Here is a 15197-nt window from a genome sequence, read left to right as displayed (position 1 = left end):
CCCGGGTGAGTTGGGTTAGACTCGTTTCTCGCCTCGTCCCCTTAGAACATCAACGAGCGTCAAGACAGGAAGTCGATGCGTTATTCGTTCGAAATCAGGAAGTTCATCTACAGCCAGTATTTCTTCGGCGGCTTGCGCATCGCTTTGGGCGTGTCACTGCCCGCCGTCCTCATGCTCATCGTCTTCGACAATCGCGAGCTCGGCTTCACGATCGCAACCGGCGCGCTCGGCGCGTGCGTCGTCGACATGCCCGGGCCGCTCAGGCACAAGCACAACGAGATGCTCGCCTGCACGCTGATCGGCTTTCTTGCGGCGCTCGCAACAGGAATCGCGACGGCGCATCCGCTCACGCTCTGGCTGACCATCGTGCCATTGACCTTCGTGCTGTCGCTGATCGTCGTCTATGGCAATCGCTGGCCGCAAATCAGCTTCGCGACGCTCTTCATGATGGTCGTCACGCTCGAAGAGCATTTCACGCCCTTGCAGGCGCTCATCAACGCGTCGTGGATTCTCGTGGGCGGCCTCTGGTACACCTACTGGGCGACGCTCGTGAGCCGCCTGCTCGTGTATCGCATCGAGCAGCAGGCGCTCGCCGAAAGCATTTTCAGTTGCGCGGAGTACCTGCTCGCGCGGGCCGAGTTCTATGACGGCGACGCCGATCTCGACGAGTGTTATCGCGTGCTCATCGAAAAGCAGATTGCGGCCGTCGAGCGGCAGGACGCGGCGCGCGACATCGTGCTGCGCAACCTGCCGAAAGTGAAAAGCGGCAAGCTCGACGCGCGGCGCGCGCGGCTCTTCAATCTTTTCATCAACGTGGTGGATCTGCACGAGTTCTTCGTCGGCGCGCACACGGACTATCCGCTCGTCAGAAAGACCTTCGCGGGCTCGGACGTGCTCATCTTCTATCGCGATCTGATGCGAAAGGCGAGCGCGGATCTCGAGGAAATCGGCCTCGCCGTGCTGCAGAACAAGCCGGCCGGGCGGCAGATCAGCATGAAGGCCGAATTGCGCGCGATCGAATACGAACTCGAACTGATGCGCAAGCACGGCCTGCCGGAGAAGAATCCCGAAGCGTACACGGCGGCAGCGGCGGTGTTCAGGCGGCTCTGGAGCGCGACGCGACTCATCGACAAGATGCGTCGCCGCACACGCGACGACGCGAGCCCGATCGAGACCGAAGTGCAGATCGATCACGCATTGTCGCGGTTCATTTCGAGCCGGCGCGTGCCGTTCATGCAGATCTTTTCGAATCTCACGATGGCCTCGCCGAGCTTTCGCCACGCGCTGCGCGTAACGATCGCGGTTGGCATCGGTTACTGGCTCGGACGTCTGCTGCCGCTCACGAACGCGTACTGGATCGTGATGACGACGGTCATCATTCTGAAGCCCGGCTATTCGCTCACGAAGCAGCGCAATACGCAGCGGATCATCGGTACGGCGATCGGCTGCGCGGTGACCATCGCGCTAATTCTCTTCGTGAAAGAGCCGCATATCCTGCTCGTCGTCATGTTCGCGTCGATGGTGATGAGCTATAGCCTCCTGCTCTTCAACTATGCGGCGAGCGTCGTGTTCACGTCGTCGTATGTGCTTCTGATGTTCCATCTGCTCGCGCCCGGCAGCTTGCGGCTGATCGGCGAGCGGGCGATCGACACCGTGGTCGGCTGCGCGATCGCCATCGCGGCGAGCCATCTCTTCCCTTATTGGGAATACCGGTTGATGGGCAAGCTCGTGAAGGATCTGCTCGCCGCGACGCGCAATTATCTGGAAGCCAGCTGGTGGTGGAAAGCGAAGCCGGCCACGCAGGCCGAGAAGGCGCGCGCGGCTTCGTCATCGGCGGTGGAAACGCCCGTCGAACGCGCCGTGTTCGCCGATGCCAACGCCGGCGCGGTGGCGGCGGCGTTGCCTGTCGAGGCGCCCGCGCAAACGGTGACCATCACGGCGGTCGCGGCCAGCGAGCCGGGCACCGTCACGCCGCCGCTCGATCCGGCGCTGGTCGTCGATTCGCAGATGAAAGCCGCGAGTGCCACGGCGCAGCGGTTGTCGTCGGTGAGTATCGGGGAAAGCACGGCGGCCACGGCGAGCAAGGGCGCGTCCGCCGCGGCAACGGTCGCGGCCACCGCGCTCGATCGTGACTTCCGTTATCGGCTCGCGCGCAAGAACGTGCACATCGCTTTCGCCAATCTCGCGCAAGCGTTCCAGCGCATGATGCTCGAGCCGAAGGCGCAGCAACGGTATGTCGCCGAATTGAACGATCTGCTCGTGCAAAGCCATGTCCTCGCCTCGCAGATCACCGCTGTGGCGCCGCTCCTGCAGTCGCTCAACGAAGCGGGCGGCCAGCCGTTCGAACCGGTGCAGCGCACGTTCGGCATCGTGCGCGACAATCTCGCCGGCGCCGTCGGCGAACTGCCTGCCGCGCCCGGGCCCGATGCGCCGCCCGCACAGACGGACGCGCTCAAGGAACTGCGGCGCGATCTGGACAAGATGGTCGTCGATGCCGAGCGCGCGCAAGCGCTGCCCGCCGATGCGCTTCACGATCTCAAGCTGCTCGCGCATCAATGCAAACAGATGCTGACCGCGTCATCGCTCATCGGCAAGGACGCGGCGCAGATTCGCCTGCCGGTCTGAACGCGACGTGCTATTGCGTCACTGCGATGCGCCGATCGCGGGCACCGCGGGGCGCACGTCGCTTGCCGCGGACGGTTGCGCGTTTTGCTGATCGAACTCGCGCTTTTCGCGAATCGCGTTGAAGAGAATCGTGCCGATCACGAGCAGCACCACGACGACGATGAACACGCTGACGGCGCGGGTCGGGTTCTTCGGCTTACCGTCCGGGCGGCGAGGATCGCGGGAATCGTGGTTCATGAAAAGGTTCGTGGCGACGTTTCGGGAAAGACCCGACATGGTACTCGCGTTGGGTTTCAGTTGGGTTGCGAGGCATATCGGTCCAGCACCCGCTGATGCGGTTCGCCGCACTTCGGCTCATGTCGTTTCGATACGCGCACGCCGACGGCGAAATTCTGTGCTGCACCGCGCCGCTTGAAAGGCTCCCGTCCGGACGACGATACTGATTTCGATTCCATGCGCGTCCGATCCCGGCGAGGGCGGCAAGGGCAGGTGTCGGGATAACCTTGTGACCGGACGTGTTGAGCCGCCCTCCCGGGCGGCTTTTTGTTTCATGCATGCGCGGCGAACGCGCCCCGCATCGCTTGATCATCTTGAGCTGATGCGCTCGCGAACGCTCACGGCGCGAGCGTCGGCCTCACCGGCAGCGCCGTCGAATACTTGATCTGCTCCATCGCGAAACTGGAACTCACGTCATACAGAGGCACCGCGCGAATGAGCTGCTTGTACACGCGGTCGTAGTCGTCGATATCCGACACCACGACGCGCAGCAGATAGTCGGTTTCTCCGCTCATCCGATACACCTCGACCACTTCCGGAATGTCGCGGACCGCGCGCGTGAAATCCTCCGCCCACGTCTGCGTGTGCTGATTCGTGCGCACCGCGACGAACACCGTCGTACCGACGCCCAGTTTCTTCGGATCGCATAGCGCCACCTGCGCCCGGATCACGCCCGTTTCCTTCAGGCGCTGAACGCGCTTCCAGCACGGCGTCTGCGACAGATTCACGCGTTGCGCGAGTTCCGCGATGGGCATCGTCACGTCGTTCTGCAGCAACTCGAGCAGTTTGCGGTCGATGAGGTCCATTCCCATGCTGCACCCCTTATAGGAAATTATTCTATTTCTCGATGGTCGAGCGAAATTATATGGAAACTTATTCTGGAGGCAAGCCGGTATAAATGAGTGCAACAGGCAACAACGAAGAGACGGCCCTTCCACTATGCAACTCGAACATGTCAGCCGCCCGGCGCGGCCCTTTTCTCCGGCTGCGCCGGCTTCCGGTCCGGCTTCCCGCCAGAGCGCGGCGCTCGAGCAACTATGCCGCGAGCTGGATGCCGCTTTCTCTGCCGCCGAAAGGGGGCCGCGCGCTTCGTTCGGACAGCGCGTGCGCCTGGCGCTGCAACGGGCGATCGCCGATCCGGGCCTGTTGCGTCCGGATCAGCGCGCAAGCAATCCGCAGAGTTATTGCCGCCATCTGCTCGCCGCCGATCCGCTCGACCGCTATGCGATCGCCGCGCTCGTCTGGGCGCCGGGCCAGGCGAGCCCGGTGCACGGTCATCGAACGTGGTGCGGCTATGCGGTGATGGAAGGCACGCTCGAAGAAACGCTTTATCGCTGGGACGCGCTCGAGCACTGCGCGATTAAAACGCGGCGTCATCCACGCCCGCCGGGCGCGGTGTCGTATGTGGACGCGGGACGTGGCGCGATTCATCAGCTCGGCCTTCCCGCCGATGCCGCCGCGCGCGCCGTCTCGCTGCATGTCTACGGCGTCGCGGGCGAGCAGATCTCGACGCACGTCAACGATCTGCTGGCGGCCTGAAGAAAGCTCAGCCTTTCCCCGGCTCGGAGGCCGTCGGAATCTGCGGCGGAATCGGCACGGACTGATCGGTCGGCGGAGGCGCCGGCTGCGGCTCGTGGGAAACGTCGCGCGCCGCGGCCGCCGCGACCTTCGCCTCACGCGAAAGTCCCGGGCCGACCGCCTGTTCCTCTTCGTGTGCGGCCGGCGGCGCTTCGCCCGTCCAGATGCGCCGCCCGCGCCCTTCGGCGGCGTCGGCGCCGAGCATGGCATCGCGCGTCATCTGCACGTGCATCTGCGGGACGGGAATCTCCATGCCCGCCTCGTCCATCTTGCGCTTGATGCGCAGATTGAACGCCCGCGCGACGCTCCATTGCTGCAGCGGCCGCGTCTTGATCTGCCCCTTCACGACCATCCAGTTGGGATCGAAGCGGTCCAGCCCCCACACCTCGACCGGTCCCAGCATCTCGAGCCGATAGCGGAAATCGGCCATCAGATCGGCGCCGACTTCGCGAATCATTTGCGTCACTTCCTCGACGTCGGCGGTAAACGGCACGCGCACCTCGAACACCGCATATGCGAAATCGCGCGACAGATTCTTGACCGTCTTGATCTGCGAGAACGGGATCGCGTGGATCGCGCCCTGACCGTCGCGCAGGCGCACGGTGCGAATCGTCAGGCTTTCGACGATGCCCGCGTGGCCGCCCTCGACCTCGATCGAATCGCCAACCGAAATCGTGTCCTCAATGATGATGAAAAGCCCCGTGATCAGATCCGCGACGAGCGACTGCGCGCCGAAACCGACCGCAAGACCGATCACGCCCGCGCCCGCGAGCAGCGGCGTCACGTTCAGGCCGAGGTTGGCGGCCGTTACGATCGCCGCGACCGTCAGCAGGAACACGAACACGACGTTGCGCACGAGCGGCAGCATCGTGCGGGCGCGCATGCTCGGACCGCGCCCGCCGCGCCGTGCCGCGTCCGGCCTGAGCGCCTCCTGAATGCCGGTGTCGATGAGAATCCAGATCAGCCATACGACGAAGAACGTCAGCACGATCATCGCGACCGCGTGCGTGATGCCGCGCGCGGCAACGCTCTCCTCGGCCATGTGGGCGAGCGAGAAGCCCCAGAAACGCGACGAGAGTTCAAGGAACACGAGCCACACGCCGACCACGATCATCGTGCCGACGAACTTGACGAGCCTGCGCACATAGGCCGATTGCCGGCGCGGTTTGCGCGACCTGGGCCGCGTGATGCGCACGATGATCGCGGAGAGAAAGAACGCGACGACGAGCAGGCCCGCGGTCGCGATCGCCATCTGCAACACATTCTCCGACGTGCCAATGCCCATCAGCGTCGCCACCACCGACGCCGACGCGAGCAACAGCAGCGGCAGTTGCCACAGCGACGCGACGACTTCGAAGGTTTCTGTCGCGGCCTTGCGCGTGTTGCGCTGCTCGTAGCTTCGGCTTCGGATCAGATGCGCGACGGGGCGCTGGAACGCGAGCGCGAAATACGCGGTGAGGCCCGCGGCGCCCATGTTCGCGCAGGTCGAGATGAGCCCGGCCAGATTGGTGCCGAGTTGCTGAGCGACGTCGTAGTTGGCGGCGGCGTCGCCGAGCGCGCCGAGCGTGCCGATCAGAAAGAGCAGCCGGCGCGCGCGAAGGATCAGCAGGTTCACCGCGACGCGCCGGTGCGCCGAGCCGAACAGCGAGAACATGATGAGGCAGATCGCGGAAAACACCGCGCCCGCGACGATTGCGTACGCGGTGACCATCGCGAGCGTGCGGCCGAGCGAAAGCGGCATGTAGTGCGTGAAGGTCAGCGCGGCGAAGAACGCGAAGAGATACGGCGCCACACGGCGCAGCGCGAAGAGCAGCAACTCGCGCGTCGTCGGATTCGAGTGCAGGCCGGCGCCGATGCCATAACGCGCCTGCACGCGCCGCTGCAGATAGACCAGCGTCATCGCGCACGCGGCCCATCCCGCCAGCGTCGCGAAGAAGTTGAAGAGCGTGCGGCCGAACGGCTCGCGGCTCTGGCTCGTGACGATCGTGAAAAGCTCGTTGCCGGCCGCGTTGAAGCGCCCGATCCAATAGGCGAAGGGCGTCTTGCCGCGCTTCACGTCGGCTTCGATATTGGTGAGCGCCGACGCGATCGCTCCGAGCAGGCCCGCGTTCTGCGCGATGGTCGCCACGACCGAGGAGGCCGTCGAGCCGGACGTCGGCGTCGCGCCCGAGGCGGCCGTGCTGCTTGCCGCGGCGTCCGCCGTCGCGGGAGCCGCGGCCGGGCCGGACGCCGGAACCGCGGCATCGGCAGCGCGCTTCGCATCGCGCAAGTGCTTCAACTGGGAGACGAGCGCGGCGCGCTGCTTGTCGCTGTCGAGCGTGGAGATGATGTTGTCGAGCGAGCGCAGCATCTCGGCATCGGACATGGCGGGCGCAGACGCGGCATCCGGCGCGGACGCGGGCGCGGCCGGCGTGATCAGTTCCTGAAAAGTGGGCAGCGTGAGCGCGGGAGCCGCCTGTGCGGCGGGCGCCGCGAACGCGATCGACGCGACGAGCACGGCAAGCACCGACGACATGACGAGCGAAAGAGCGCGCGACGCATGGTGCATGAGCGCGGCGCTGCAACGCACGCGCGCCGCCATCCAGGAGATCGCGACAGACGCCGCCGCGCGTGCAGGCGCGAGCTTGCGTGACTTCATAACGGTCTCGATTCTGAAAGACCGCCAGTTTAGCGGCTGTGACAGGAACACCGCCCAACGGGGACGTAACGGAATGTTAAGCCGATTCGCGTGATTTTTTCAGACGAATGAGCGCTGATGCCGGCATCGGCTCGCGCTATTTGTCCATCTCGGTGCGGGCGCCGCTGCCATCGGCGGCCGGGCTTGCGACCGAGCCCTGCGCGCTCGCCTGCGGATTCGATGCGCCGCCGTTCGCGGACCATTCCTGCAGCTTGCGACCCGCCGATTGCAGGCCGGCGCCCGTCGCGCTCGCGGCATTGTTGATGGCGGCATTCGTGGCGCTCGCCGCGCTGTCGAAGTTCGATCGCGCCGTCGCGGCGACGCTGCTCGCCGACACATCGGGCATCGATCCGGCGCCATCGACATTCTGTTGCGCCGACTGCCTGGCCGCATCGACCTTCTGGCCGACATAGCTCGCCGCCTGGTCGAACTTCTGGCTGGTCTGGCTCGCGAGGTTGTTGAATGCGCCCGCGGCTTGCCCCGCGGTGGCGTCGTGTTTCTCGCACGCCGCCAGCACGCCGAGCGCCGCGAGCGCCACGGCGATGCGGCTCATGGGAGTCATTTGCATGGTGTTACCTTCTGCCTGTTTCGTGATCTCAAAAAACTCGCGCACATCATACGCTGCCGGGGCGCAGTCTCTCCGGAATGCTGCTCCGCCGTGTCGCATGCGACGCGCAACTGAATAGTAGACTGGTCCGCGTTGTGCGCCTTGCACGCCGCACGGTGCATCCGACAACCCATTCACTGACGAGGCTAGCGATGGCTGCGAAGAAGATTCTTTTCCTCACCGGCGATTTCGCCGAAGACTATGAAACGATGGTCCCGTTCCAGGCGCTGCAGGCCGTCGGCCATACGGTCGATGCGGTGTGCCCCGGCAAAGAGCGCGGCGATTACGTGAAAACGGCGATCCATGATTTCGAGGGCGATCAGACTTACACGGAGAAGCCCGGCCACCGCTTCACGCTCAACGCGAGCTTCGACGATGTCGATCCGGGCGGTTACGACGCCCTCGCGATCGCAGGCGGGCGCGCGCCGGAGTATTTGCGACTCGATGATCGCGTGCTTGAACTGGTGCGCCATTTCGCGCGGTCGAACAAGCCGATCGCCGCTGTCTGCCACGGCGCGCAGGTGCTCGCGGCCGCAGGCGTGATCGAGGGACGACGCATTTCCGCTTATCCGGCCTGCGCGCCCGAAGTGCGGCTCGCCGGCGCGACCTTCGCAGATATCGCAGTGGACGACGCCGTGACCGATGCGAATTTCGTCACCGCGCCCGCATGGCCTGCTCATCCCGCGTGGATCAGGCAATTTCTCGCGCTGCTCGGCACACGCATCGAACTCTGAAACCTTGCATCGCAGGGGAACCTGGCTGGCGCGCGAAGATTGCGCTGGCCTTTCGGCAACCAGCGCGACGCGGAACTGAAGTAGCAAACGGGAAATAGAATTTTCCCTCTATATTTAAGAGACTTCTGCTTTTGGTGCCTACTTCAGTGGCATATATTCGCCGACGTTCCAGCCTCCACGAAGTCTCGCACCATGCTTCTCATGAATGTCGCTGTCGCCCTGGTCGCAGGGTTGATGTTGTTCGAGCCGTTCACTCGCGCGCCCGTCTCCCGCTTCGCCACGCCCCGCATGCGCCGCAATCTCGCCAGCCGATCGTTCTATCAGGCAGGCGCGGCATTTCTCACGGCATTGTTCATCGCAACGAACCCGCCCGCGCCGGAACGTATTTCGCCGCTTGTGGTACTGGCCGTCGCCCTGCTGCTCGTATGCGCGAGCGTCTACTGGATCGTGCGCGGCAAGCGCCTCCTCAGGCAGCCGCGCGTGTTCAACAACATGTACTGATTCCCTCGACGCGGCGCACTATGCGCCGCGTTTGCCGTCGACCGGCGAAGATCTACGCCGCCGGTTTCCCTCCTCGCATTCCCCTTCGCTCGCGGCATCCCGATCTAGAGGATTGCGCACGATCGATTCAGTTCTATTGCCCTTCGGGTATATTTGCGTCAAAGCGTTTTAGCGAACGCACGGACGAAAAAAAAGGCGCTACGTTGCCGTAGCGCCTTAAAAGTTCTAGCCATTCCGAGGGCCGTGCTAGAACCTGAGAGCCTGTCTTTCGAGCCCTGAGCGGAAAGCGCCGACGCGCACGTCACCTTCGGTTTCGAAATTCGGTTCCATTTTTTCCGGGATCGCTGCCTAAGTCAAGCAAAATTTCGCCGTTCGGGCAACTGCCCAAGTTTCGTTCAAGGCACGGCAGTCGGCGTAAAAGTTTCATCGTGTATGCAGCTTATCGTGAAGCCTTGCATCGTTTGCAAGTTTGGCCGTGTCGCCCGGTAGAATTGCGCCCGCCATCAAATAAAACAATGTTTCACAAAACGAATGCCTATGCCCAATGAGCAGTCCTCATCCAGAGAGCGCGTCCGTGAGAAAGACGGCGAGGAAGTGACGGCGCTCGCGCGCGGGCTCGATGTGTTGCGCCGGATCGCCGCCGCCGACGCGCCTGTGAGCAATCGCGAACTGACCGACTGGACCGGCATCCCCAAGCCGACGGTTTCGCGTATCACCGCGACGCTCGTCGGTGCCGGTCTGCTGCTCCGGTTGCCCGATAGTGAGCGTTTCGTGCTCACCGCATCGGTTCTCGAGCTGAGCAACGGATTCTTACGCAACTTCGATATTCGTGCACGGGCGCGCCCGTTCCTCATCCGGCTCGCGGATCAAACCGGGTTGTCCGTTCACCTCGCCGTGCGCGATCGTCTGGAAATGGTTGTAATCGATGCCATCCGGCCTCGCTCCGCCGTGCTCGTCTCGCGACTGGAAGTCGGTGGCAGGATGGATCTGAGCCGCACGGCGGTCGGCCGCGCATACCTTGCGGTGCTGTCGGAACCGGACCGGCGCGCGCTCATCGGCAGTTTGCAGACCGCATCGGGCGACGACTGGCCGGCCATCGCGGGTGGCTTGCAGCACGGCCTCGACGATGCCTTGCGCCTCGGCTTCGCCCTCTCCGTCGGGGAATGGCATCAGGGGCTGAACGCGGTCGCAGCGGGCTTCGTGGGACCGTCCGGCGAACGGTATTCGGTCAACTGCGGCGGCGCCGCGCATCAGTGCCCGCACGACGTACTGATCGAAGAAGTCGCGCCGGCGCTGCTCGATTGCGTCGAGCAGATCACGCGCGAGATCGGCGGCACGCGCGCGACCAACGGCGCACACGCCGCCGGTTAGACTAAGCGACCACGCCTCTGCGCGGCGCGCGACGAAGCCCGTCGAAAGCTCGCGTCAGCGCGCATGTAACAGTCGTAATCAACAGAAAGAATGGCCGGTAGACGGCCCCCGGTGCGGGACGTAGCATCATGCTTCGCGCGCACCCGGGCCGCGCCGGGCTCCCCGCCTGAATTGACAGGCAGGCTTTCCAGACGCTTTCGACGGCCCCGCCATTTTCACGGTCCCCGCTTGAGTCACGGTTCATGCGCGCGGCGCATCGCTTTGCGCGACCGAACCGTGATCGCCGCCCGTCCGCGCTCCGTACAGATTTGAAAGACCCAGCCACCGAACCGATGGACGACCAAAAGAATCCTCCCGCGCAGCCGCGCCCGACGCCTCCAACGCCCGCCGTCATCGAACCCGCACGACGGCGGCGCCGGATGGTTCCGCTCATCGTCGCGCTCCTGGTCGTCGCCGGCGCGCTCGCGTGGTGGCATCCGTGGAATCGCGGCAGCGGCGGCGGCACGGGCGCCTCGCAGGACGCGCGTCAAGGCGGACGGCGCGGCGCGCAAGCAGCAAACCAGCCGCAGCCGGTGCATGTGGCGACCGTCACGCAAGGCGAAATGCCCGTCGTCATCAATTCGCTTGGCACCGTCACGCCGCTTGCAAACGTCACGGTCAAGACGCAGTTGAACGGCACGCTGGTCGACGTCGCGTTCAAGGAAGGCCAGATGGTCAGGAAAGGCGACGTGCTCGCGCAGATCGATCCGCGTCCCTACGAAATCTCGCTGCGCAACGCGCAAGGCGCGCTCGCGAAAGACCAGGCGTTGCTGCAGACCGCGCGTCTCGACTTGCAGCGCTACCAGACGCTGCTTTCGCAGGACTCCATCGCGAAGCAACAGGTCGACACGCAGGCGTCGCTCGTGAAGCAGTACGAAGGCGCGGTGAAGTCCGATCAGGCCAACGTCGATACCTACAAGCTCGATCTGACTTACGCGCGCATCACCGCGCCGGTGTCGGGGCGCGTGGGTCTGCGCCAGGTCGATCCGGGCAACTACGTGACGACGGGCGACACCAACGGCGTCGTCGTCATCACGCAGTTGCAGCCGATCAGCGTGATTTTCACGACCTCCGAGGACAACCTCGCCGCGATTCTCAAGCCGCTGCACGCGGGCACGAAGATGTCGGTGACCGCATACGACCGCTCGAACACGACGCCGCTCGAAGCGGGCTACCTCGAAACCGTCGACAACCAGATCGACACGACCACCGGCACCGTGAAGCTGCGCGCCACCTTCGACAACAAGGAAAGCATGCTCTTCCCGAATCAGTTCGTGAACACGAAGCTGCTCGTCGATGTCATCAAGAACGCGACCATCGTGCCCACTTCGGCGGTGCTGAACGGCTCGTCCGGCTCGTTCGTCTATGTCGTGAAGCCGGATAACACCGTCACGGTGCGCAACGTGAAGGCGGGCCCGGTCGACGGCGAGCGCACCAGCATCAAGTCCGGGCTGCAAGTGGGCGAGCGCGTGGTGATCGACGGCTCCGACCGCCTGAAGGAAGGCGCGAAGATCACGATTCCGGCTGAAAAGGCGCAGGCGGCATCGGGTGCTTCCGGCGCATCGGCGGCGGCGCCGGCTTCGGCGGCATCGGGGGCGCGGCACGGCGGGCATCGACGTCAGCAGTCGCAGCAGCAGTAACCGCAAGCATTACGTAACGAATCCGGCATGAACCCATCTCGCATTTTTATCCTGCGTCCGGTCGGCACGGCGCTCCTGATGGCGGCGATCATGCTGGTCGGCCTCGTCGCGCTGCGCTTCCTGCCGCTCTCGGCGCTGCCCGCCGTCGACTATCCGACGATCCAGGTCCAGACCTTCTATCCGGGCGCGTCGCCGGATGTGATGACATCGAGTGTCACCGCGCCGCTCGAAAAGCAGTTCGGGCAGATGGCGAGCCTGAACCAGATGTCGTCGCAGAGCTCCGCGGGCGCATCGGTCATCACGCTGCAATTCAGCCTCGACCTGCCGCTCGATATCGCCGAGCAGGAAGTGCAGGCGGCCATCAACGCGGCGGGCAACCTGCTGCCGTCCGATCTGCCCGCGCCGCCGATCTACGCGAAGGTGAACCCCGCCGACGCGCCGATCATGACGCTCGCGGTGAGCTCGAAGACACTGCCGCTCACGCAGGTGCAGGATCTCGCCGACACGCGTCTCGCGCAAAAGATCTCGCAGGTCGCGGGCGTGGGCCTCGTGTCGGTGAGCGGGGGCAATCGTCCGGCCGTGCGCATCCGGGCGAACACGCGCGCGCTCGCCTCCTACGGCCTCAACATCGACGATCTGCGCACGACGATTTCGAACCTCAACGTCAACACGCCGAAGGGCAACTTCGACGGCCCCACGCGCGCCTACACGATCAACGCGAACGACCAGCTCACCGACGCCGACGCCTACAAGAGCGCGGTGGTCGCCTATCGCAACGGCCGCCCGGTCATGCTGACGGACGTCGCGAGCATCGTCCAGGGACCGGAGAACACGAAGCTCGGCGCGTGGGTCGACGCGACACCCGCGATCATCCTGAACGTGCAGCGCCAGCCGGGCGCGAATGTGATCGCGGTCGTCGACGGTATCAAGAAAATTCTGCCGCAGTTGCAACAAGCGCTGCCGGCGGCGCTCGACGTGCGCGTCGTCACGGACCGCACCACGACCATCCGCGCATCGGTTCGCGACGTGCAGTTCGAGCTCGCGCTTTCCGTCGTGCTCGTCGTGCTGGTGATCTATCTCTTCCTCGCGAACGTCTACGCGACCATCATCCCCAGCTTGTCCGTGCCGCTCTCGCTTGTCGGCACGCTTGCAATCATGTATCTGTGCGGCTTCTCGCTCGACAACCTCTCGCTGATGGCGCTGACCATCGCGACTGGCTTCGTCGTCGACGACGCCATCGTGATGATCGAGAACATCGCGCGCTACGTGGAGGAAGGCGAATCGCCGCTCGAAGCCGCGTTGAAGGGGTCGAAGCAGATCGGCTTCACCATCATCTCGCTGACGGTTTCGCTCATCGCCGTGCTGATTCCGCTGCTCTTCATGGGCGACGTGGTCGGCCGCCTCTTCCACGAATTCGCAATCACACTCGCGGTGACCATCGTCATTTCGGCGATCGTCTCGCTCACGCTCGTGCCGATGATGTGCGCCAAGCTCCTGCGCCACACGCCGCCGAAAGAAAGCAAGCGCTTCGAAGCGCGCGCACACCAGTTCATCGACTACGTCATCGGGCGATATGCGGTCGCGCTGAACTGGGTGCTCGAGCGTCAACGCGCGACACTGCTCGTTTTCGTGCTCACGCTCATCTGCACCGCGGTGCTGTACGTGTACATCCCGAAGGGCTTCTTCCCCACGCAGGACACCGGCGTGATCCAGGCGATCACCCAGGCGCCGCAGGCGGCGTCGTATCAGGCCGTCGCGGAGCAGCAGCAGGCGCTCGCGCAGAAAATCCTGCAGAACGCGGACGTGGAAAGCCTGACTTCGTTCGTCGGCGTCGATGGCACGAACATCACGCTCAACAGCGGGCGCATGCTCATCAACCTGAAGCCGCGCGACGACCGCAGCAATACGTCGAGCGACATCATCCGCACAATCCAGAGCGAAGTCGCGGACATTCCCGGCATCAAGCTCTACATGCAGCCGGTGCAGGATCTGACGATCGATTCGACCGTCAGCCCGACGCAGTACCAGTTCATGCTGACGGACCCGAATCCGTCCGAATTCGCCGAATGGGTGCCGAAGCTCGTCGAGCGCCTGCAGCACACGTCGATCCTCACCGATGTCGCCACCGACCTGCAGCAGAACGGCCAGTCGGTGTACATCGAGATCGACCGCGCGACCGCCGCGCGCTTCGGCATTACGCCGGCGACCGTCGACAACGCGCTCTACGACGCGTTCGGCCAGCGCATCATCTCGACGATCTTCACGCAGTCGAACCAGTACCGCGTGATTCTCGAAGCCGAACCGAGCGACGCGCACTACAGCGACACGCTCAACGGCATCTATCTGCCCTCCTCCACCGCGAGCAACGGACAGGTGCCGCTGTCGGCCATCGCGAAGTTCCACGAGCGCGCGGCGCCCTTGCTCGTCACGCACCTCGGCCAGTTCCCGGCGACGACCGTCTCCTTCAATCTCGCCAAGGGCGCGTCGCTCGGCGAAGCGGTGAAGGCGATCGAGCAGGCGAAAGAGGAGATCGGCCTGCCCGCATCGTTCCAGATCCGCTTCCAGGGCGCGGCGCTCGCGTTTCAGGCGTCGCTGTCGAACGAACTGTTCCTGATTCTCGCGGCCATCGTGACGATGTACATCGTGCTCGGCGTGCTGTACGAGAGTTTCATCCACCCGATCACCATTCTCTCGACGCTGCCGTCCGCGGGCGTCGGCGCGCTGCTCTCGCTGATGATCACCGGGCACGATCTCGACATCATCGGCATCATCGGCATCGTGCTGTTGATCGGCATCGTGAAGAAGAACGCGATCATGATGATCGACTTCGCACTCGAAGCCGAACGCGATCAAGGCAAGTCGCCGCGCGAGGCGATTTTCCAGGCGTCGCTGTTGCGCTTTCGCCCGATTCTCATGACGACGATGGCCGCGTTGCTCGGCGCGCTGCCACTGATGCTCGGCTGGGGCGCGGGTTCGGAGCTGCGGCATCCGCTGGGCATTGCGATCGTCGGCGGTCTCATCGTGTCGCAATTGCTCACGCTTTTTACGACGCCGGTGATCTATCTCGGCTTCGATTCGCTCGCCCGCAAGCTGCGCGCGCGGTTTCATCGAGGCGCGCCGCCGGCGCCGGCCAGTGAGGGACGCTGAGC

At 64.5% G+C, this 15197-nt stretch carries 10 protein-coding genes and 1 pseudogene; 7 read left to right on the top strand and 4 right to left on the bottom strand.

Going from position 1 to position 15197, the window contains the following annotated elements; genetic code table 11:
* The first annotated feature begins 75 nt into the window (after positions 1 to 75).
* On the top strand, positions 76 to 2625 hold the full coding sequence (locus NCT32_RS04505) for an FUSC family membrane protein (RefSeq protein ID WP_061119915.1): 2550 nt from the start codon (positions 76 to 78) through the stop codon (positions 2623 to 2625).
* An 18-nt stretch (positions 2626 to 2643) separates the two neighbouring features.
* Here the strand turns inward: NCT32_RS04505 and NCT32_RS04500 are convergent, their stop codons facing one another.
* Both NCT32_RS04500 and NCT32_RS04495 read right to left on the bottom strand, forming a co-directional pair.
* A complete protein-coding gene (locus NCT32_RS04500; RefSeq protein WP_061119916.1) occupies positions 2644 to 2862 on the bottom strand; it encodes a hypothetical protein in 219 nt (72 codons plus the stop codon).
* A 377-nt stretch (positions 2863 to 3239) separates the two neighbouring features.
* The gene (locus tag NCT32_RS04495; protein WP_086961356.1) at positions 3240 to 3707 is read right to left on the bottom strand and encodes an Lrp/AsnC family transcriptional regulator; all 468 of its coding nucleotides are present in this window, start codon (positions 3705 to 3707) and stop codon (positions 3240 to 3242) included.
* A 133-nt stretch (positions 3708 to 3840) separates the two neighbouring features.
* Between NCT32_RS04495 and NCT32_RS04490 the strand changes: the two genes are divergently transcribed.
* Positions 3841 to 4440, top strand: a complete 600-nt coding sequence (locus NCT32_RS04490; RefSeq protein WP_061119917.1) for a cysteine dioxygenase family protein — start codon at positions 3841 to 3843, stop codon at positions 4438 to 4440.
* A 7-nt stretch (positions 4441 to 4447) separates the two neighbouring features.
* Here the strand turns inward: NCT32_RS04490 and NCT32_RS04485 are convergent, their stop codons facing one another.
* Together NCT32_RS04485 and NCT32_RS04480 are read right to left on the bottom strand one after the other, a co-directional pair.
* Complete coding sequence (locus NCT32_RS04485) at positions 4448 to 7117, bottom strand: mechanosensitive ion channel family protein (protein ID WP_061119918.1); 2670 nt, start codon at positions 7115 to 7117, stop codon at positions 4448 to 4450.
* A 136-nt stretch (positions 7118 to 7253) separates the two neighbouring features.
* A complete protein-coding gene (locus tag NCT32_RS04480) occupies positions 7254 to 7724 on the bottom strand; it encodes a hypothetical protein (RefSeq protein WP_061119919.1) in 471 nt (156 codons plus the stop codon).
* A gap of 191 nt (positions 7725 to 7915) precedes the next feature.
* On the opposite strand from NCT32_RS04480, the gene NCT32_RS04475 reads away from it, so the two are divergent.
* From NCT32_RS04475 to NCT32_RS04455, 5 genes and pseudogenes are all read left to right on the top strand, one after another.
* The gene (locus tag NCT32_RS04475) at positions 7916 to 8497 is read left to right on the top strand and encodes a DJ-1/PfpI family protein (protein ID WP_061119920.1); all 582 of its coding nucleotides are present in this window, start codon (positions 7916 to 7918) and stop codon (positions 8495 to 8497) included.
* Positions 8498 to 8689: 192 nt separating this feature from the next.
* Positions 8690 to 8998, top strand: a complete 309-nt coding sequence (locus NCT32_RS04470) for a hypothetical protein (RefSeq protein ID WP_061119921.1) — start codon at positions 8690 to 8692, stop codon at positions 8996 to 8998.
* A 537-nt stretch (positions 8999 to 9535) separates the two neighbouring features.
* Positions 9536 to 10369 carry an IclR family transcriptional regulator gene (locus NCT32_RS04465; protein ID WP_061119922.1) on the top strand — a complete coding sequence of 278 codons (834 nt, stop codon included), beginning with the start codon at positions 9536 to 9538 and terminating at the stop codon, positions 10367 to 10369.
* A gap of 332 nt (positions 10370 to 10701) precedes the next feature.
* Positions 10702 to 12048 (top strand): MdtA/MuxA family multidrug efflux RND transporter periplasmic adaptor subunit, encoded by a 1347-nt coding sequence (locus NCT32_RS04460; RefSeq protein ID WP_061119923.1) that lies wholly within the window; start codon positions 10702 to 10704, stop codon positions 12046 to 12048.
* 24 nt (positions 12049 to 12072) lie between these two features.
* Positions 12073 to 15195: pseudogene (locus tag NCT32_RS04455) on the top strand (MdtB/MuxB family multidrug efflux RND transporter permease subunit); the annotation flags it as partial.
* Between the last annotated feature and the right edge of the window lie 2 nt (positions 15196 to 15197).

The organism is Caballeronia sp. INML2, assembly GCF_023631365.1.
In the GTDB taxonomy this organism is placed as follows: Bacteria; Pseudomonadota; Gammaproteobacteria; order Burkholderiales; family Burkholderiaceae; genus Caballeronia; species Caballeronia turbans.
This window is presented reverse-complemented; position numbering and strand designations above follow the sequence as displayed.